15 protein-coding genes and 1 pseudogene are annotated in these 18,591 nt (G+C 56.2%); 6 read left to right on the top strand and 10 right to left on the bottom strand.

What is annotated here, in order from left to right; translation table 11 throughout:
- Window positions 1-127: 127 nt before the first annotated feature.
- The gene (locus CO671_RS01925; RefSeq protein ID WP_097582091.1) at window positions 128-565 is read left to right on the top strand and encodes a MarR family transcriptional regulator; all 438 of its coding nucleotides are present in this window, start codon (window positions 128-130) and stop codon (window positions 563-565) included.
- A gap of 374 nt (window positions 566-939) precedes the next feature.
- Here the strand turns inward: CO671_RS01925 and CO671_RS01915 are convergent, their stop codons facing one another.
- The 7 genes and pseudogenes from CO671_RS01915 to CO671_RS34090 form a co-directional block, all read right to left on the bottom strand.
- Complete coding sequence (locus CO671_RS01915) at window positions 940-1,725, bottom strand: maleylpyruvate isomerase N-terminal domain-containing protein (protein WP_097604117.1); 786 nt, start codon at window positions 1,723-1,725, stop codon at window positions 940-942.
- Window positions 1,722-2,765 (bottom strand): cupin domain-containing protein, encoded by a 1,044-nt coding sequence (locus CO671_RS01910; RefSeq protein WP_245424938.1) that lies wholly within the window; start codon window positions 2,763-2,765, stop codon window positions 1,722-1,724. The genes CO671_RS01915 and CO671_RS01910 overlap by 4 nt, the downstream gene beginning before the upstream one ends.
- An 83-nt stretch (window positions 2,766-2,848) precedes the next feature.
- Window positions 2,849-3,496, bottom strand: a complete 648-nt coding sequence (gene maiA / locus CO671_RS01905) for a maleylacetoacetate isomerase (protein WP_097604115.1) — start codon at window positions 3,494-3,496, stop codon at window positions 2,849-2,851.
- A 2-nt stretch (window positions 3,497-3,498) separates the two neighbouring features.
- Window positions 3,499-4,194 (bottom strand): fumarylacetoacetate hydrolase family protein, encoded by a 696-nt coding sequence (locus CO671_RS01900; RefSeq protein ID WP_097604114.1) that lies wholly within the window; start codon window positions 4,192-4,194, stop codon window positions 3,499-3,501.
- A 78-nt stretch (window positions 4,195-4,272) separates the two neighbouring features.
- The gene (locus CO671_RS01895; protein WP_010027696.1) at window positions 4,273-4,998 is read right to left on the bottom strand and encodes an alpha/beta hydrolase; all 726 of its coding nucleotides are present in this window, start codon (window positions 4,996-4,998) and stop codon (window positions 4,273-4,275) included.
- Between the two features lie 26 nt (window positions 4,999-5,024).
- Complete coding sequence (locus CO671_RS34095; protein ID WP_245424946.1) at window positions 5,025-6,674, bottom strand: benzoate-CoA ligase family protein; 1,650 nt, start codon at window positions 6,672-6,674, stop codon at window positions 5,025-5,027.
- 147 nt (window positions 6,675-6,821) lie between these two features.
- Window positions 6,822-7,778: pseudogene (locus CO671_RS34090) on the bottom strand (FAD-dependent monooxygenase); the annotation flags it as partial.
- Window positions 7,779-7,878: 100 nt separating this feature from the next.
- Here CO671_RS34090 and CO671_RS01885 point away from each other — a divergent pair.
- From CO671_RS01885 to CO671_RS01865, 5 genes are all read left to right on the top strand, one after another.
- Window positions 7,879-8,274 carry an acyl-CoA thioesterase gene (locus CO671_RS01885; protein ID WP_245424937.1) on the top strand — a complete coding sequence of 132 codons (396 nt, stop codon included), beginning with the start codon at window positions 7,879-7,881 and terminating at the stop codon, window positions 8,272-8,274.
- Entirely contained in the window at window positions 8,267-9,067 is an 801-nt protein-coding gene (locus tag CO671_RS01880; protein ID WP_097604111.1) for an IclR family transcriptional regulator, read from the top strand. The genes CO671_RS01885 and CO671_RS01880 overlap by 8 nt, the downstream gene beginning before the upstream one ends.
- Window positions 9,068-9,979: 912 nt before the next feature.
- The gene (locus CO671_RS01875; RefSeq protein ID WP_097604110.1) at window positions 9,980-11,728 is read left to right on the top strand and encodes an AAA family ATPase; all 1,749 of its coding nucleotides are present in this window, start codon (window positions 9,980-9,982) and stop codon (window positions 11,726-11,728) included.
- On the top strand, window positions 11,725-13,437 hold the full coding sequence (locus CO671_RS01870; RefSeq protein WP_170964913.1) for an ATP-dependent helicase: 1,713 nt from the start codon (window positions 11,725-11,727) through the stop codon (window positions 13,435-13,437). The genes CO671_RS01875 and CO671_RS01870 overlap by 4 nt, the downstream gene beginning before the upstream one ends.
- Window positions 13,438-13,495: 58 nt before the next feature.
- A complete protein-coding gene (locus CO671_RS01865; protein ID WP_097604108.1) occupies window positions 13,496-15,118 on the top strand; it encodes a hypothetical protein in 1,623 nt (540 codons plus the stop codon).
- 140 nt (window positions 15,119-15,258) lie between these two features.
- Here CO671_RS01865 and CO671_RS01860 read toward each other — a convergent pair whose 3' ends face one another.
- From CO671_RS01860 to CO671_RS01850, 3 genes are read right to left on the bottom strand one after another with little or no spacing between them, the layout of a single operon-like run.
- A complete protein-coding gene (locus CO671_RS01860; RefSeq protein ID WP_097604107.1) occupies window positions 15,259-16,713 on the bottom strand; it encodes an SEFIR domain-containing protein in 1,455 nt (484 codons plus the stop codon).
- Window positions 16,714-16,720: 7 nt separating this feature from the next.
- Complete coding sequence (locus CO671_RS01855; protein ID WP_097604106.1) at window positions 16,721-17,494, bottom strand: TIGR02391 family protein; 774 nt, start codon at window positions 17,492-17,494, stop codon at window positions 16,721-16,723.
- A gap of 11 nt (window positions 17,495-17,505) precedes the next feature.
- Complete coding sequence (locus tag CO671_RS01850; protein ID WP_170964912.1) at window positions 17,506-18,483, bottom strand: DUF4238 domain-containing protein; 978 nt, start codon at window positions 18,481-18,483, stop codon at window positions 17,506-17,508.
- Window positions 18,484-18,591: the final 108 nt, after the last annotated feature.

The raw sequence follows: 18,591 nt of genomic DNA, 5'->3' as shown, positions 1-18,591 counted from the left end.
AGGAATACCCGCCATCATAGCCGGCCTCGATGAGGCCGGCTTTCATTTGCCCGGACGAACGCGACATTTGATTGCACATGCCCTCGGCTACGGCTATTCAGTGCAGATGCAATAATTGCGAGCGAAAATGTCCTATCGATTTACCGGATCACTTCCCTATCTTCTAAATCGCGTCGGCGTGCGCATGGGCGAGCTTTTTTTGGAACGGCTGCACGATTTTGACGTTACCTTGCCCATGTACCGCGTCCTGGCCATCCTGAAGCAGGAGGGCCCGCAAAGGCTGACAGATCTGAGCCCCATGGTTACGGTCGAAATCTCCACCCTGTCGCGTCTGGTCACAGTGATGAAGAAGAAAGGATTGGTGTCGCGTACCCGGCCCGACGACGGGCGCACGGTTTCGATCATGCTTACGCCCTCGGGCGATGCGCTCGTGCAGAAGTTGATGCCGCTCGCAGCAGAGTTCGAGGCGGTCGGCGTCGAGACATTCAGCGAGGCTGAAGTGGCCTGGCTGAAATCGGCGCTGAAGATCATCCATACCAACCTGGACAAGCTCGAAGCACGCTGATGTGCCGAGGTGGAAACTCTCCTAGAGCCTTTCCTGGTTAGATTGAAGCATTCTGTTGGCTCAAACGGGCCGTCTGATCGACCGGCCGGCGCGTGTCGTAGCCCAGTTCTACGGCCAAGCCGGCCGGTCGATCAGACGGCCCGTTTCAGCCAACCCTCCCGCAGATTTGCCAGGCAAATCTGCAAGACTGAAAAACGCCGGACGCACTGATCGCTTCGCCACGGCGAAGCGGTGCGGCCGGTGGGCCGGGCATCTTTTCGCCAGGATCAGAGGCGATCGGCTCGAACGTACCGTGGGGTATGCCCATCGCCAATCGCCTCTGCCCTGACGAAAACCTGCTCCGGCAGAATGCTTCAATCTAGCCAGGAAAGGCTCTAGGCCGGTCCGATGGCGGGAAGCGGCGCGAGGGCAGGCAGGGCACCACCTTCGGCGCTTAGGTTGCCTACGCCCTTTCCGCTGAGCCAACCCACGAGGTCGCGGGCAGTCCCTCTGACGATCATTGCTGGCGCCTGGCTCATGATCAGTGGGGCGACCCGATCGGTCGCGACCAGCGCGAACCTCCCGGTCGGAAGCCGTCGCGAGGCCTGGTCGAGGATCAGGAAATCGACGAATCCCGCCGGCATATCCGCAAACCGGCCGCCAGAATTCAGATCGATGGCAAGAAGCCAAAGCTTGCGAGCCCGCGTCAGTGGCGTATCGCGCAATTGGGTCTTTCGTCCTGTGGTGTCGGCCACCGAGCGGCCCCAGCCTTCATTGCTCAAATCGCGCCATTCGACATTGAGATGAACCGCAGAATGGTCGAAGAGATAACGCAATGCCCGCGAGGGCTGGGTAATGCCGAATTCGAGATCGTCGGCGGCAACGTCGAGATTGCGCGGAAAAGGTCCGGCCTCGCCGGCCCTTCCCCAAGCCACGAATTCGCTCAGCAGACGCGCATGGTAACCGGCATAAGCGACAAGCCGCCGCCGGCTGAACCCTTCCACGGCGCTAGGTTCATCAAGAGCGCGATCGGAGAGCTCGTTGAGCAAGCGGGCGAAATAGGCCGTGCCGAGTCGAGCCCAGTCCAGCGCTTGCGAGGGCGCGAGCACTGCGTCATGGCGCGCCCCCCTGCCCTGCCTTTCGCGCAATGCGATCCGGGCCTCCTCCAGCGTCTGGCTCATGTTTCGGCCATTTCGACATGGCTACGCATGAAATTGAGTCGCTCCATGATCGGCGCATCGGAAAAGCGGAACAGGTCGAATTGCGTTTCGGCTTGAAGCGACCAGGGAATCCAGGACGGGATCACGAAAATATCTCCGATATCCAACTTATGCGTAACTCCGCCAATCACGGCCGCGCCCTTACCGTCGAAGACCTGGAACACGGTCGAGCCCACCTCGCGGCGCGGCGGCGTGTCGGTGCCTGCGCGCAAGCGGTGGAATTCGCAGCGGATGGTCGACATGACATCGCCTCCGGTTGTGGGGTTGACGTAGCGGATGGCAGCATGACCTTGCTCAACGGTCGCGGGCTGGCCTTCCTCCTCAAGAAGCAGCTGCTCTGTCAGCGCGCGGTCCGTATGTTCCCAGCGATAGGCGCCAATCGGCGAAGCTACCGTATCCCGCAGGCCCGACAGCGGGCGAAGGCCCGGATGGCACCAGAGCCGCTCTCCCCGCGAGAAGCGCGGCGTCGCATAGTCCGTCACCCGGTCGGAACCGAATTCGAAGAAGCCGACATCGTTCTGTTGCGCAAACGGAATATCGAGCCCGTCGATCCAGGCCATCGGTTTGTCGGTATCGTTGTGATGGCCGTGAAAATGCCAGCCGGGCGTCAGCAGCAGGTCGCCCCGGCTCATCCGTACGGGATCGCCGTTCACCACCGTCCACACGCCTTCGCCTTCGAGCACGAAGCGGAAGGCGTTTTGCGCATGGCGATGCTCAGGCGCCGTCTCACGCGGGCCGAGATACTGGATCGCGGCCCAGAGCGTGGGGCTGACATAAGCATGTCCACCAAGGCCCGGATTGGCAAGGCCGATGGCCCGCCGTTCGCCGCCACGGCCCACGGGCACCAGGTCCCCCGATGTCTGGGCCAGCGGCAGCAGATCGGCCCATTTCCACACATGCGGGACAGCCTTGGGCTTCGGATGACGCGGCATGAGATCGCCGAGTTGTGTCCAGAGCGGCATCAGATGCATCGCCTCGAAGCCCTCGTACAGCGCGCGCAATTCCGGCGTATCATCAGGCTGCATCGCATTGGCCGGCTTGGCGTGGATCTCATCATGCATGGCATATCCTCCGTTTCACGGTCTCAGGCCGCATCGGGTTGCCGGAGCGGCGCGGCGTTGCTGAACGCCGCTATTGTGTCGAGGCGCGCGAAAATCCGTTGAATGGTCGGCCAGGCCGACGTAGCGATCCCGAAGCGCTGATTGTTCCAGACCTGCGCATATAGGCAGATGTCGGCGAGGCCCGGCACGTCGCCGTGGCAGAAGGCGCCGGTGCGCGGATCGCAAGCCAGCATCGTCTCAAGCGCGTCGAACGTCGTCGCCACCCAATGGGTGAACCATTCCTTCTGGCCATCCTCGCTGGCGCCGAAGCGGTCGGCGAGATAGCCGAGCACGCGCAGATTGTTCAGCGGGTGGATTTCGCAGGCGATCATATAGGCAAGCGCACGCACCCGTGCCCGCCCATCCGGATCGGTGGGGAGCAACGCGGGGGTGGGATGCGTCTCCTCCAGCCATTCGATGATGGCGAGCGATTGCGTCAGAAAGCTTCCGTCTTCCCGCTCCAGAACAGGCACGAGACCCTGAGGGTTCATCGCCAGATATTCGGCCTTTCGCGTATCGCCACGGCGCAGGACATAGGGGACATAATCATAGGCCAACCCCTTGAGATTGAGCGCTGCGCGAAGCCGCGTCGATGTCGAGGAGCGGAAGAAATTGTGGAGCTTGAGGACCATTTTCAGTCCCTCGGCCCGATCGTGGTGGAAATCTCGCCCAGACCCTTGATGCTCACGGTGCAAACATCACCCGGCACCAGCGGACCGACCCCGGCCGGCGTTCCCGTCATGATGAGATCGCCGGGCGCAAGCGCGATCGAATGCGAGAGATAGGAAATGACTTCCGGAACCGACCATATCAGTTCGGCCAGATCCGCATCCTGCTTGACCACGCCATTGACCGCAAGCCGGATCGACCCCTTCGCGGGATGCCCCGTCTCCGATACCGCATGCACCGGGCCGATAATGGCGGAGCGGTCGAACGCCTTGCCGAAATCCCAGGGCCGGCCCACGTCACGCGCGGCCAATTGTAGGTCGCGCCGCGTCAGATCATTGCCCACAGCATAGCCCCAGATGTGATCGAGCGCGTCCGCCTCCGCTATGGAGCATCCACCCTTGCCGATCGCCACGACCAGCTCGGCCTCGTAGTGGAAATTCTCGGTCTGGGGCGGATAGGCCACGGTTTCACCGGAATCGACCACGGCATCCGCCGGCTTGCTGAAGAAGAACGGCGGCTCCCGGTCAGGGTCCTTGCCCATTTCGCGCGCATGCGCCGCATAATTGCGGCCGACGCAGAATATCCTGCGTACCGGAAATCTGGCATCCGATCCGGCGACGGCGACGGTGGGGGTGGCAGGAGCGGGTAGGACCAGGGTCATCTATCTTTCCTTGTTGGTTGCAGTTCTGGCTCCGCGGTGATCCGCGGAGCGTTTGGGCTTTCGCCTCAGTTTGCGGCTTCAATCCCGCCCGGCTTCCATGATCTTCTCGCCCAGCAGCACGGGCGCCGTTACATGCGTCGAATGACTGCCGGGCATGCTGATCAGACGGTAGAGCCCGAGCTTTTCCGAAAGACGCGGATGGAAGGGTAGCGACTGCGGCAGCGACGTATCTTCCGTGCAGTGCAGGAAGGACTTGCCGATCATGAACTCCGCCGGGTTCTTCGAGAGCCTGATCCTGTCGTTCATCGTGTTGAAGGGCTGGGCGTTGAGGCTGTTGAACAGCGACCGCGCCTGCTCCTCCGTTCCGTCGTTGATGAAGGATTCACGCAGGATCGGATAGGGAAACAAAACTTCGCCGGTCTCGCCGGCAAGCTGCGGAAACAGCGCCTGATAATGCGGCGGGCACATATCGATCAGGCTTTCGCCATTGTTGGGCACGAAGGCGCTGAAATAGACGAGACGACGCACACGTCCCGGACCCAACCGGTCGGCTGCCCCGGTGATGGCCATGCCGCCCCAGCTGTGGCCGACCAGAACCGCGTCCTGAATGTCGTTTTCCTCGAAGAACGCCACGAGGGAGTCGATCGCATCGTCCAGTGTCACGGCCTTGCGGTCGTCTCCCGGCCGGTTGCCCTTCAGCGTCGGGCAGTGGACGGTATGCCCGGCTGCGCGAATGGGCGCGGCGCAAGCTTCAAAATGGCTGCCATCATGACATGCGCCATGGACAAGTACATAAGTTCCCATGGTTTCCCCTCCTCTGGTCATGCGCTTCAAAGTCCGATTGCAGCATCTTGCCGCACCGGCATCGCGGCCAGTGCCTGGCGATCGATCTTCCCCGTTCCGGTCTTCGGCAGGTCGGCGACATAATTCACGATGCGCGGATATTTGTAGGGCTGCAGCCGCGTCTTCACATAGGCGCGCAACGCATCCGACTGCGCTTCAGTCGCGGCGCGCCCCTCCCTCAGCCGGATCACGGCCCGCAGCGTCATTCGGCGGTCTTCGAGTTGATGGGCCATGACCGCGCATTCATGGACATCGGGATGCTCGTTGAGACAGCGTTCAACCTCAAGCGGCCAGACCCATTGGCCCGAAACCTTGATAAGCTCGTCGGCGCGGCCCTGGAAATAATAGTAACCGTCCACCTCGATGAAGCGGTCGCCGGTATAGATCCAGTCGCCCCGCATCGTCTCCTTCGTCTTGTCGGACCGATTCCAATAAGACGGAGCGGAAGAATCGCCTCGCACGAACATGACGCCTTCCTCTCCGGGCTCCGGCACCCTGCCATCCGGCGTCTCGAGCCGGATTTCGTAACCCGGCACCCGCGCGCCGGCCGAACCGATGCGGTGATCCGAAAGGCTGTTCGAGAGGTAGATGTGAAGCAGTTCGGTCGACCCCAGTCCCTCGGTCGGACCATGGCCGGTCAGACTTTTCCAGGCGTCGTAAATATCCTGCGACAGGATTTCCGCCGCCGACATCGATTGCCGGAGCGAACTCAGATCGCGCGTCCCGACATTTTCCGTCCGCGCCAGCGCCGTATAAAGCGTCGGCAATCCGAAGAGCACCGTCGGCCGGTATTTTTCGATCATGTCCAGCACCGCGTCGGGCCTCGGCTGGCCCGGCATCAGAAGCGTCGTCGCGCCGATCGAAAACGGGAATGTGAGGGCGTTGCCGAAGCCATAGGCAAAGAAAATCTTCGGGACGGAGAAGCAAATGTCATCCTCGGTCAGCTTGAGCGCATGCTTGCCAAAGGAGGCCTGCGTATAGGCCATGTCATGGTGGAGGTGGACGATCCCCTTGGGCCGCCCCGTCGAGCCCGAGGAATACATCCAGAAGGCCATGTCCTCTGGCCCGGTATCGGCGCAATCGAGCGTGTCGGGCTGCCCAGCAAGAAAGTCCGCCGCAGCGATGCGCCCTTCACCATCCGCCGCGCCATTGACGATCACCACCCGCTCGAGCGTCGTCCCGTGTAGCGCCTCGCCTTCAAAGCGCCTCGCAAGCGCTGCTTCGCATAGCGCGATCTTCGCGCCCGTGTCCTGAAGGAAGAAATTCAGCACATCGGCCGTGGTCTGGGTGTTGAGCAGGACCGGCACGAAGCCGGCTCGGACTGCTCCGAAGAAGGCAGCCGGATAGACAGGCGTGTCGTCGAGGAAGAACGGAATCCGGTCGCCACGCTTAAGCCCAGCGGCGATGAAGGCATTCCCCCAGCGTGCCGCTTCGGTCACCAACTGGGCATAGGTCAGCGATCCCGCCGGGCCGATCAGCGCAAGCTTATCCGGATTGCAGAAGAGATTGTCCCAGAGGATTGAAGAACAATTCGGATGGTCCTCCCGCCTGAAGCCGACCTCCGTAGCACCCGCATTGTCGTGGCCGACGGGATCGACGATATTGCCGCCGCCCTTCTCCGCATCGTATCTTGCCATGAAGCCGGGAGCCATCCGGCGCAGCCTGTCCATATCGACACGGCCCGAGCGCATCAGATAGTCGAGCCCGAAATCGACCGGCGACAGATCCATCTTGGCGGCAAAATTCTCATACCATGTGGCGGACGTGTTGGCGGCATCGACGATCTTCCTGGCGATCGGCTGGCGCTCCGCCTGATAGGCAGCCAATGCCTGTTCGACATCGTCGTGAGACGAGAGTGCCCGGACAAGCGCGATGGCATCCTCCATGGCAAGCCGCGTGCCGGAGCCGATGGAGAAGTGGGCGGTATGAGCGGCATCCCCGAGAAGCACGTGACGGCCGACTACCCAGTTTTCGCACCAGAGACGAGGAAACTGCCGCCACGTGGACTTATTGGTGATCAGCGGCGCGCCATCAAGAAGATCGGCGAAGATCGACTCGCAGGCCCGCGCGCTCTCGGCCTCGTCCATGGCCGCAAAGCCATAGGCCTGGAATGTGGCGTCGTCGCATTCGACGATGAAAGTACTGCGATCGGGCTGATAGCGGTAGTGATGCGCATTGAACGCACCCCTCTGCATTTTCACGAAAGTCTGGGTCAGGGTGTCGAAAGGCCGTTCCGTGCCGAACCAGGCAAAATGATTGCTGAAATGCTCGATCGTCGGCGCAAAGTCCGCCTGGTTGGACCGCCGCACGAACGAGTTCAGCCCGTCGGCGCCGATGATCAGGTCGGCCTGCACTTCGTCCAGCGATTCGATCAGATGTGAAAAACGGATTTCGACACCGAGGGCTTCTGCGCGCTTGCGCAGGACCTCGATCAGTTCCAGCCGCCCGATGGCCGAGAAACCGACGCCATCGAGGACGGCCTGCCCACCGGGAAGGTTCAAGGTCATGTTGCGCCAGCGCTCCATGGCGGGCGTGATGAGATCGTGCGTTTCCGGATCATCCGCCTTCAGGAAATCCAGCGCCTGATCGGAAAAGACTACACCGAATCCGAAGGTCGCACCTTTGGGATTCTGTTCCGTCACGCGCAGGCGCAGATGCGGCATGGCACGCCGCAAGAGGATTGCGGAGTAGAGCCCCGCAGGGCCTCCCCCGAGTATCTCCACGCTGGACAGTTGCGACATGTTTCCTCCCAAGTCACTCGACAGTTCCCGATCCTGATGATAGATATTTTTCCACATAGTGCAACTAGTTTCATATGGTGGAAAAATGAGAGACGCACATGTGCTTGAATATTCGGTGAGTTTTGGCGACTGCGATCCGGCGGGGATCGTTTTCTACCCCCGGACCTACGCTTGGTTTGATCGCGCCTTCCACGACTGGTTGCGTAATTTTGGGGGCCATGGAAAAATTTGCCAAACCCTCGGCGCGGTCGGCATCGGCCTCCTGGAAGCAAAGGCACAGTTCCGCAGGCCTATGCGCGACGGCGACCGGCTTCGCATCGCGCTGTCGATCGAGGAGTGGGGCCGCAAAACCCTGCGGCTCGGTTATGAGATCACGGTAGCAGGCGAGGTCGCGGCTGTGGGCGGCGAGCTCCGGGGCCTGTTCAAGCCGGCGGGCGATGCTATTGTCGCCAGCGAAATAGAGGTACTGCGCCAATTACTGGGTGAAGATGGATAAGGACGACGAAAGCGATCGCCAGTCCGGCGGCATCCAGTCGCTGGACGCGGCGTTGAAGCTCTTGAGCGCGATGGGCGGCTATCTGCGTCCGATGTCGCTGTCGGAGCTGGCGCGCGACTGCGGCATGCCACCGAGCAAGGTGCACCGCTATCTGACGTCATTCCTAAACGCGGGCCTGGTCGTTCAGGCTGGCAAGTCCGGCAAATACGATCTCGGTGAAGGCGCGATCGCGCTCGGTCTTGCGGCGCTCGCCCGGCATGACTTCGTCAATCGTGCGTCCGACGCTCTTCCGGAGCTCTGCCTCGAATCCGGCCTGACCGTGCTTCTGTCGGTCTGGGGCACGCATGGTGCGACCGTCGTCCGCTGGGAGCGCGCCGCCACGCCCACGGTCACGTCGATGGGCCTCGGCACCATCCTGCCGCTTCTTAACTCCGCGACCGGGCGGGCCTTTCTCACCTGGGCTCCGCCGGCGCCGCTTCAGGCGATCCGCGAAGCGGAACTACGCGCCGCACGCAAGGCATCATCCACCGTGGACAGCCAATTGCGAACGGAGCAAGACATCGAGAGAATGACCGAGACGTTCCGAATGCGTGGATTCTCATCAGTGGAAGGACGCTTCATTCCCGGCCTGGTTGCGATTGCCGCACCCATCCTCGATTGGCAGGGTAGAGCCCAATGCGTAATCACCCTCATAGGCACAGACCCCGCAGTGACGGAGCCGGGTTCCGATGCTGTGCGGAAGCTCATAGGATTCTGCGAGAAGCTATCCTTTTCGCCGATCATCACCGGCTAACGCGCCGCCCCAAATACGCCTTCCGGGGCCGCGGCGGTGTGATCCAGGCCCCTGGCGCCGGCACACATCGTCGAAAGCGGTCTGCCGACAGAACGACTGCTTGGCTATATCGCAGTCTCCAAATACCCTGGCGGGGGCCAGATCGAAGGCGTCAATCAGAGGCGGCATAACCGGCCGGGATAGCCGTGTTTGGAAATCGATCAGGACGCGCAGGAGTTCATCGCCTGTCTGTTCTGTCGCGCTAAAACGACAAAAGCCCGCCGGATTGGCGGGCTTTTTGAGTATTGTCTATTTGTGTGTTTGGTTTCGGGGGCAGGATTTGAAGTTTTCTGTCCCGCTTGGTCGGCTTTGCCTCCTAGCAGGCCCCTGAAGAGGCGTTAACTCCTCGACCCGTTACCAAACAAAAAGCCCGCACGAGGCGGGCTATTTATTTGGTTGCGGGGGCAGGATTTGCCCCGTTCGGGTCTTAAAACCGTCCACTGGACTGTTTTATCAGGCTTTGCCCGAGCGCCCGCTCACCCTTCAGGTTATGGTGAGCTTTGCGAACGACGAGCTACCATCGCCAGGGAAAGCGAAGCTTTTCCGCCAGCGATAACTGGTCTGGGTAAGATAAAGGAAATTGGTTGCGGGGGCAGGATTTGAACCTGCGGCCTTCAGGTTATGAGCCTGACGGACACTCAGGCATCTAACTGTAATTACTCGCGAATACGGGTTTGAAATTATTTTGTGCTAAAATCTGTGCTAATTTTCCGTTTTTTTTTGATTTTAGATGCGTCAGGAAAACCTCCTTTCTTCAGCTTCGAGACACTGCGGAATCCATGTTGTCCTAAAGGCGTTGAAACGTATGGTAGAAATTTGGCTTTACATCTCCGGCGAACGGTAGTGTGCTTCGTTAAGAAGTAAGGGGATGCAATGTACTTATCAGACTTGGAAATTCTAAATTTCAGGCGACTGGCTAACGTCAAACTACAGTTCGAGGCTGGACTCAATATCATTGTAGGGCCGAACAATGTCGGCAAATCAGCTGTCATTGAGGCACTGCGCTCGCTGCTAGCGGGTGCAGACGATCCCTATCCGCGCTTTATTACAGATGACGTTCACTGTCCAAAAGGAGGTAAACGTAAGGGCGACATCTCGTTCACGTTCATTTTTCGAGATTTGAATACTGACGACGAAGCTGATTTCCTTCCGGCCCTCAAGAAGGATGCAAACGGCAAACTTGTAGCATCAATCACTGTTCAATATGGAGACCCCGACAAGAGCGGGCGTCTGAAGGTAAAGCGTTGGTGCGGGGACCATGAGGACAATCCGCTCACAAGCGACATGCTTGAAAACTTGAGAAGTGTTTACCTTCCCCCGCTACGGGATGCCAGCCAAGGGCTGCGCCCCGGTCGCAGTAGCCAACTCGCTCGCTTGATTCAACTCCTATCGGATGAAAAGGGCCGTGAAGAAATAAACAAAGCTCTCGTCGAACTCGACGATAATCTAAAAAAACATGCGCCTCTCGTAGATACGCACAAAGCCATTAGCACGCGCCACGAAGCCATGATTGGCAGCACTATGCGGCAAGCAATCGACCTCGGCCTCTCTGGTACAGATTTCCAAAAGCTCACCGCCCGCCTATCCATGCTCGTCGATACCTTCGAAATCGAGCATAACGGCCTCGGCTTTAACAACCTAATCTTCATGGCAGTAGTTCTGAGCGAGCTTGCGATGAATCCGGACGCGGCATTTCGCGGCCTGATTGTCGAGGAACCTGAAGCACATCTCCACCCTCAGCTACAATCCATCCTTTTGAAATATCTTATGAATGTTGAAACTTCTGAAGGAGAAAAGCCGGTTCAGGTGTTTGTGACCAGCCATTCGCCGAACTTTGCGAGCATCGCAAAGCTCAAGACGATCGTGTGCTTGGTCGAAACGGAGAGCGCCATCGAGACCTTCGCCCCACGAAATGTCAAATTCCAGAAGGGTGACCGCGAAAAGCTGGAACGTTATCTCGACGTAACTCGGGCGGAGCTATTCTTCGCGAGAAGGATCATTTTCGTGGAGGGGGCTGCGGAACAAATGATGATCCGCACTCTGGCAGAGAAAGAGGGTTTCGATCTCCGCAAGCACGGAGTCAGCGTCATCAGCGTTGACGGGCTGAATTTCGATTGCTTCCTGCCTCTGTTTGGCGAAGACGCACTCAAAGTCCCTGTCTCAGTGCTCACAGATGCAGACCCGCAGAAGATTCATTTACCAGGCTCGGAGCCGATCGCTCATTATCCAGCGCTTGGGGAGGCAATAGAAATCTCGGACACGGCCGCCAGCCTCAAAAAACGGGAAGACACCTTCGTCAAGGTTTTCTACGGCCAAAAGACATTTGAATACGATCTGGCTTTAGACCCGATTAATAGGCCCACCATGCTTGCAGCCCTGAAAGCTATTCACCCCCAAATCGGTGCGGCGTTAGCTACCAATGTAGCTGCTGGGACCACCGATCAGGAAAAGGCGAAGACCCTATTTCAGGGCATGTTCGAGCGCACGGAAAGTAATGTCCAGAAAGGTAAGTTCGGTCAGGCTTTGGCTGCACAGGTAGAAGATCTGAGTCAAGCGATTGCGGTGCCTACGTACATTAAGAATGCCATCAAGCATGTGTGTGAATTCGGGGCCAGTTCGTGACATCGCTTTCCTCCGAACAACAAAATATCGCTGAACGTCCACTTGGAAAACTCTGCGTCACAGCATGCGCTGGAAGCGGAAAAACCCGCACTGCCGTACATCGTCTCGTACATATGCGCGAACTTATGGGCAATAATCGGGGTAGAATTGCATTGCTTTCATACTCCAATGTGGCCGTTGAAACCTTCCAAAGGGATTACCGCGCACTCGTACGCGATCGCCGCCTCGGTATGCAGGGAAGTCGTGTCGATATCGCAACCTTGGACAGTTTTTTCACGACCCATGTTCTTGGGCCTCACGCTCACCGGACGATGAATGCAGCAAGGGCGTCCTACTTGATCTCTGGTGGCGAACCCTTCCTTAAGGGTTTCACATTCAATGGCAATGGATTTCCCATGTCCGTTACTGAACTCAAGGTGTCACTTGGAGGCGGCACTCCAAGCTACTATGCCACCTACAAAGGCACCAAAGTCCCGGTCAGCTATGCAGAAGGCAATGGTCTTGCGGTGCGGCTCGGAAAAACCGGCGCTTATACTCATGATCTCGGTCGTTTTTGGGTCCATCGCACGCTGCTCGACCAGCCATTCGTTCTAAAGGCCCTGGCTCATCGATATCCCCACATCATCATAGATGAGGCGCAAGACATTGGATCTTGCCATCAGGCCATCCTTGAACTTCTCAATGTCGCCGGAACGCACATTTCGCTTATCGGGGACGCCAATCAAGGGATCTACGAATTCGCCGATGCAGACGGAACGTACCTCAAAGCCTATCATAGCCAAGCTGGCGTTGACGCGCAGGAACTAACGAGGAATTTCCGATCTGTGCCAGCGATCGTCAAGGTCGCAAACGCCCTGACGGGGAGAGCTGACGAGCACGATCGTGCTTCTCCGAAGACCTTGAATGGTGCGTATTTCACGTCCTTGAAAAAAGGAGGCGAAGAGGATCTTCGAAAGAAGTTCATAAGCATGCTTTCAGAAGCCAACATTTCTCCAAACCAAGCAACGATAGTATGTCGCGGTAATGAGGGGGTGAAGGTTTGGCGAGGTGATTTGCCTTCTCAGGGACAAGGCGCCACGGCCATTTTCGCAGAAGCCTCACTTAAAAGGGACCAGGCTGGCGACTACAACGCAGCCTTCAATCTCGTGGTTCGTGGCTTTCTTCGGCTTCTCAGTAATCCGCCAAAAGATCTGGCAAACCGACTGCAACGGCCGGGGACAGATGCGCTTGCCGCAAAAATTCGTCGGAAACTATGGGGATTTACACGCGCTCAAGATGGATTGCCCTCGGCGGCTCTGGCGGCTGCCACGGATTGGCACTCACATCTGGTACCCAGCGTCAAAGCAGTTTTGTCTTGGCTCGAATCTGAAGCAGAACTAACTCCTGTCACCACCGTCGGTCAGATGCTTGCCAAAACAAAGTTGAAGAGTGCTGCTTTAATGCCTGCAGGCGAAGTGCCTTCCGAAGGCACTGACATTCGCGTAGAGACCGTACATGGTGTGAAAGGCGAGAGCATTCCGGCCGTGATGTATGTCGCCAACAAAGCCCAAGTGGAAGAATTAATAGCTGGCCCTAAAACCGAAATTGGTCGCATCGGATATGTGGCCGTGACGCGGGCGCAGGACCTCTTCGTACTGGCCATTCCCGACAAGGAAATTGGCAACCTGCGCGCGGATCTTGTGGCGCGCGGATTTGTTGAGAAATCCTAGCCCCAGGCGTCCTACTTTCAGCTCGATTATGAGCTGTACCAAAAACTGAGGAAAATTAATGACATTAGATCCTGCCTTGGTCCGCTCTGAAGGAATGAGTGACTTTCGCGCAGTCTTGGACGCCCATGGCCTTTATAACACGGAGCAGTTTGTGCTGAGGCTAAGCCCAAGAAATCATGAGCTTATAGACTCGATAACGAGCAAAAATTTCGATCGAAATAAGGTTAGCGGGGAAACACTTCAGGCATACTCAACATATATCCACGAGACTATTCATTGGTGGCAGCACATTGGCAGCACTACCGGTTTATTACTGAGCACATGCTTCCCAAACCAAACACACATGAACCTTAGTGATATGACCGAATGGTGCAATATCACTAAGCCTTTTAAATCTATAAAGAATTGGGCATTGAACGGAGAGCTCAGCGGTAAGGATCATACCGATGCTGCTCAAGCTCTCGCAAATACGATCATTAATAACTATATGGACGTTCAATTCTTCAAACTCTGGCTACTTAAGCCAGAGATCTCAACCGATATATACCAAGATAAATATTTCGAATCACAAGGGCATTGCTTCAATATCGCCTACAGCGGGCTGATTTCCAACATTCAGCCTATTATTGATCCAAACTCGGTGTTCCTCCCGTCTTTGGACAGATGGGAACAAGAGTTTCGCCAATTAACGGAGCTGGGCCAAATCGGTTACTACTACGGGTCACCCATTTTTAGGAGGCACACCTCGCTGGCACAGTTATGGGAAGGACAGGCATGCTTCAATCAAATGCAGTTTTTGAATTCCGCTACGCCGGACCTTACTCTCGATGACTTTAGGGAAGCAGGGATGCTGTACGGTGTTTATGAAGCTGCGTTCATCAAATTTCTGGAACTCAGCGGACTTGAAATGCCTGCTTGTCCCCTTGATCCCCGTGTCGCCCTCTTCCTGTTGGTTGTAGATTTGGCGATCAATCCGACCGAAGGCTTTCCCTGCGATATCTCAAACTTTGCAAGCTTCGTAAATTTGGCCGATCCCAATATCCGGTTTGAACTGCTTTGCCGGGGAATCGCCGATGACCCGACAGCATTTTCCAACGCTATAAAGGACTATTCTAAGTCAGAATATCTGGATGTATCATGGAAGTTGACCTCGAAATGCGGGATTCAGCATATATCTGAAGGTTGGGATGAGGTTCAAAAATGGCGATTAACGATCCCTGAAGTAGGAACATTGATGAAGGAAAAAGATCTTTTCCAATATCAAAATAGCAATATGGCGCTCCGTGTTTTGCTATCATTCTTCATCGACTTCACGACGGACAAATCGTCTAACCCTGAGTTTTTCTGCTGGCCAGGCTATTGGAAGGCAAATTCGAGTGAGCACATTGAGGATTTGTGGCTAAATAATCTATCTCTGTTCTCAGACAAAGCTGACGATGGTGGAATATTTATACGAAAATTTCCAAATAAAACGGAAGAGGATTTAACAAAAACCCTCAATAATTTCTTTGGAAATGGTGTTGTTTACAACTTATCGCGACAATGGATATTCAATGACGGCCCATTTAAATTCAATTTTAAATGGCTCTCGGAACGGCACGAAGAGGATGAATGGAAGTCTTGGGCTGAACGGCAGTTCAAAGCGCTCTACGGAGTGGCTATTTCGGAGATATCTTATTAGATGGTTGGTTATTAGATGCTTCCGCTGAGGAAGGCGACATGCTGGCCACAAAGATTGATGATGCGACCTGAAACATCATCGAGCCACGCGTAAACCTGTCCCGTTTGACTATATAGCGGTTCCAATTATCGCCTCCGTTCTCATGGCGTGGTCGCAAGATTGGAAAGCCCGGACAAAGCACTTGGATTGACCCGGGTGAACTCCCAAGAAGGAAGATTCTGACGATCCGACTGGAGTTCTTCGATAAATTTAGCGAACTCCTCCTTACTTTCAACCTTCAATAGGCCTCTGATTCTATTGAAATATTTTAGCGACTTGGCGCGCGCAAAAAGTTCAAAAGCACCTCCATGTCTCCCTGCGTGTAGAAGGGTCTCGGGCCACCACCCTTGCCAATATCCGCTGCGCGCAGCCCGGAGATAAAGGATAAAGTCCGCAGCCATCAGATACTGAAAGTCGACTCCGGTCCCCTTGTTTCGCTCATGCAACATATCGGCACGAAGCGACAGACGCCGCTTATCCAGCCGCTTGTTCCGATGTTCAAAAGACCTCAGATAGTCACGGAAGATCGCGAAGGAATGCATCTTGTTATCCCGCTCACGCCGGTCGTCCCAATAATATTCGGTGTCTATCAGACTGGCAGCAGCGTCAAATCTCTCATATTTGAAAAGTATTCCAAGGGCATAAAGAAACAACTCGTGCACGATGAAATGATAATTGTCGCAATCCCACTCGAAAAAATGAGACCTATTGGGCGGAATATGCAGATAAGGTATGCACTTTTCGAAGAATCTATGTACGCAATCAATCATCTCTTGCGACGCCGAATACTGCGCTATTACCGAAAAAAGCTCGATTACCTCATTCCTGTATGACGTAAAAGCATCAATACTTTCAACAACCAAATCGTCAAAAGTAGCCTTGTTTTCCTCACCCGTCTTGATCCGGAAAGTTTCAAGCCCGTTGGCGAGAGTATCGAGGTATTCCCTGACGCAAGCTACTGCGTTGCTCTCTCCAGCTCGAACCGCCTCCATTGCTCGCCTGTGAGTCACAGAACTCTGGATTTTTCCCTGAACAGCGTTATCGGTGAGAAACACTGGCTTCTGACCGATTTCAGGCCGCACATGAAGGGGCTGGCCCCATACCCATCGCAGGATACGATCGAACTCCGTGGAATAGGTCGAAGGATTCGTTAAGTCGAAATAAATTCGTCCTTTGTAGTAGGTTGGCAGATGAGCCTTACCGTCCGCGTCTCGCTCACGCACCACCGCTGCAAATTTGTCTTGGGCCGTATGGGCGTAGATCTCAGGCGTGATGATCTGAGCTTCCGTACCAGCGCCACCTTTGCGCCCGTCCGACTTCTTGGCGTACATTTCATCGCAGATAAGCAGGACTTTCGTGACCGTTGGGTCGGTCACCATGCTTTCCATAAAGGCATTCGCATCATGCCCAGGCTGCAAATCCCATTTGTCGAGAATGACATGCACGCCCTGGCTCGTTAATTCCTCGGCAAACTGAAGCACCCATGCCTCATGATCGGGGGTCGTCCAGCTGTATGAAATAAAAAGCTTCGGCTCGGTCGCTTTAGTCTCAGTCATTCCCGCCTCAGTTTCCGTTGTTTACCGCCGGATTGCGTCCGGCAACTCGCGCATCGACGATCTTCATCAAATGGTTGGCAAGCAAGATGATCTCCAGGGCCTCCATGGGGTCAGTCATATCAACATCCCTATGCGAATTTGGGTTCTTGTAAGAACCAATGGCGCCGCAAAACAATTGCATCCGCGCGAGCCGCTCGCCGGCTTCAGCACTCGCATCTGTGAGAACGCCTCCCTCCGGTTTGAACGCTTCTTGCATAAGTTTCATTCCAAGAAGGTCGTTGCCATGCCCACTCGCCTCTCGGACGTACACTTCGACGCTCTTCGTTGCCTGGAAAACCGCAACATCAAACTCTCCGCGTATGAAAGCAGACCACACACGATCGGCCATTCGCGGATGGAGGATCTCCTTAGGGAGAAGCCTTGAAACATTGTGTCTCGCAAAGGCAGCCTCATCCTCAAAAGTCTTGGCCCTGCGGCTTAAAACCGAAAATCCGTTGGCCCCGTTGCTATCAGGAGCCGGAATTAATAGGCCCTGCGCCTGCAGCCAAAGCCAAGCTTCGGCAATCGCGATCTTGATCTCGTCAACCTTGCCCGGTGGGAAGGGGTTGCGCCCAGGCCTATCCCAACTGTCTAGCTCATTAAGGGAATTGCTGAGATGCACATAACGGGAGCCGGTTTCGAGGCGTCGTCGGAGCAAAAAAAGCAGCTTCGCGCCAAGCTCTTCAGGCTGCATTGATAACAACAACTCAACGTCGGGTATGGCCGCCAAAAGATCTCGCATCCAACCCCCTCCTATCTGCCCATCTGGTTAACCGACAGCGCGGCATTCGTTTTCCGGCCAACCGCCATTGTCGATACGGCCATATAGCCATCGCCGTAAGGAACTTTCGTTGTCCTCGGTTCAATATGAAAGTTCGCGTACTTTTCCACAAAGCGGGGAACCCACGGACGATCCAATGAAGAATAAACCGTGGTCTCAGCCCCCTGTACAATCGCGGTATTGATCGCCGCAATCAGTTGCTTGGTCGCCTTCACACGCCGGATGCGCAGATTGCGAAACTCCAAGTCCACGATTCCACGCTCGGCAAGATCGGGTTTTATCCGCAAGGCTAGGTTCGGGGCGAGTGGCACGATGCGATTCACAAGCCCCGGCCGATCACCCGGCTGAATCGCCACGGGGTAATCGCTGGTGAAGAATGGGCTGTCCCCGTCTTCGTTAATGACAATGTCCCACCAGGAATTCCCCCAGATCGATAAGCGCTTGAGGATGCTCTGGATGCCAATGGATTGCGGGTATTTGGGATCGATCGCAAACTGCACGCGGCCCGAACTCAAAAGTTCGGCCAGTGATTCCCCGCCAAGCTCCGGTGGAGCTGGCGGCAAGCGTCCGTCCTTTTCGAGCAGTTCCGCCGTCATCTCCAAAGTCTTGCGCAAAGGCGCACTATGGATGCGCATCCCGGCGGGTGAGCAACTTTCGACGTAAGCCGCAAATCCGGCAATTGCGAAAATGGAATCACGATCAAGCTGCCCTGCGCGGAGCTTTTCAAGCGCAGCATTGTATCGGGGCTCCACATCTTTCAGGAATTCCTCAATGACACGAGGCTCCTGAAGATAGGGATTGGTGCTGCCTTCCTCGATGCGGCACTGACTGTAGGAATCGCACTGATAGGTTTTCAAACCGGCCTTACGAATCGCATACATCCGCTCCCCCAAATCAGGAGCGTAGAAATTCTTCAGATGTACTTGAGAAACATAATGATCCAGGGCCATCGAATATTCCATTCGGGTGATTTGCCCAGCATCTTGCCTGGGAGATCATGCATGGCAAGAGCGCCTGCATCCTTCAGTAGCAGAAGAATTTTGTTCATGCTATGTACA

The organism is Rhizobium sp. M10, from assembly GCF_002531955.1.
GTDB classification, from domain to species: Bacteria; Pseudomonadota; Alphaproteobacteria; order Rhizobiales; family Rhizobiaceae; genus Rhizobium; species Rhizobium etli_C.
Note: the sequence above shows the minus strand (reverse complement) of the source record. Positions and strands in the feature narration are given on the sequence as shown.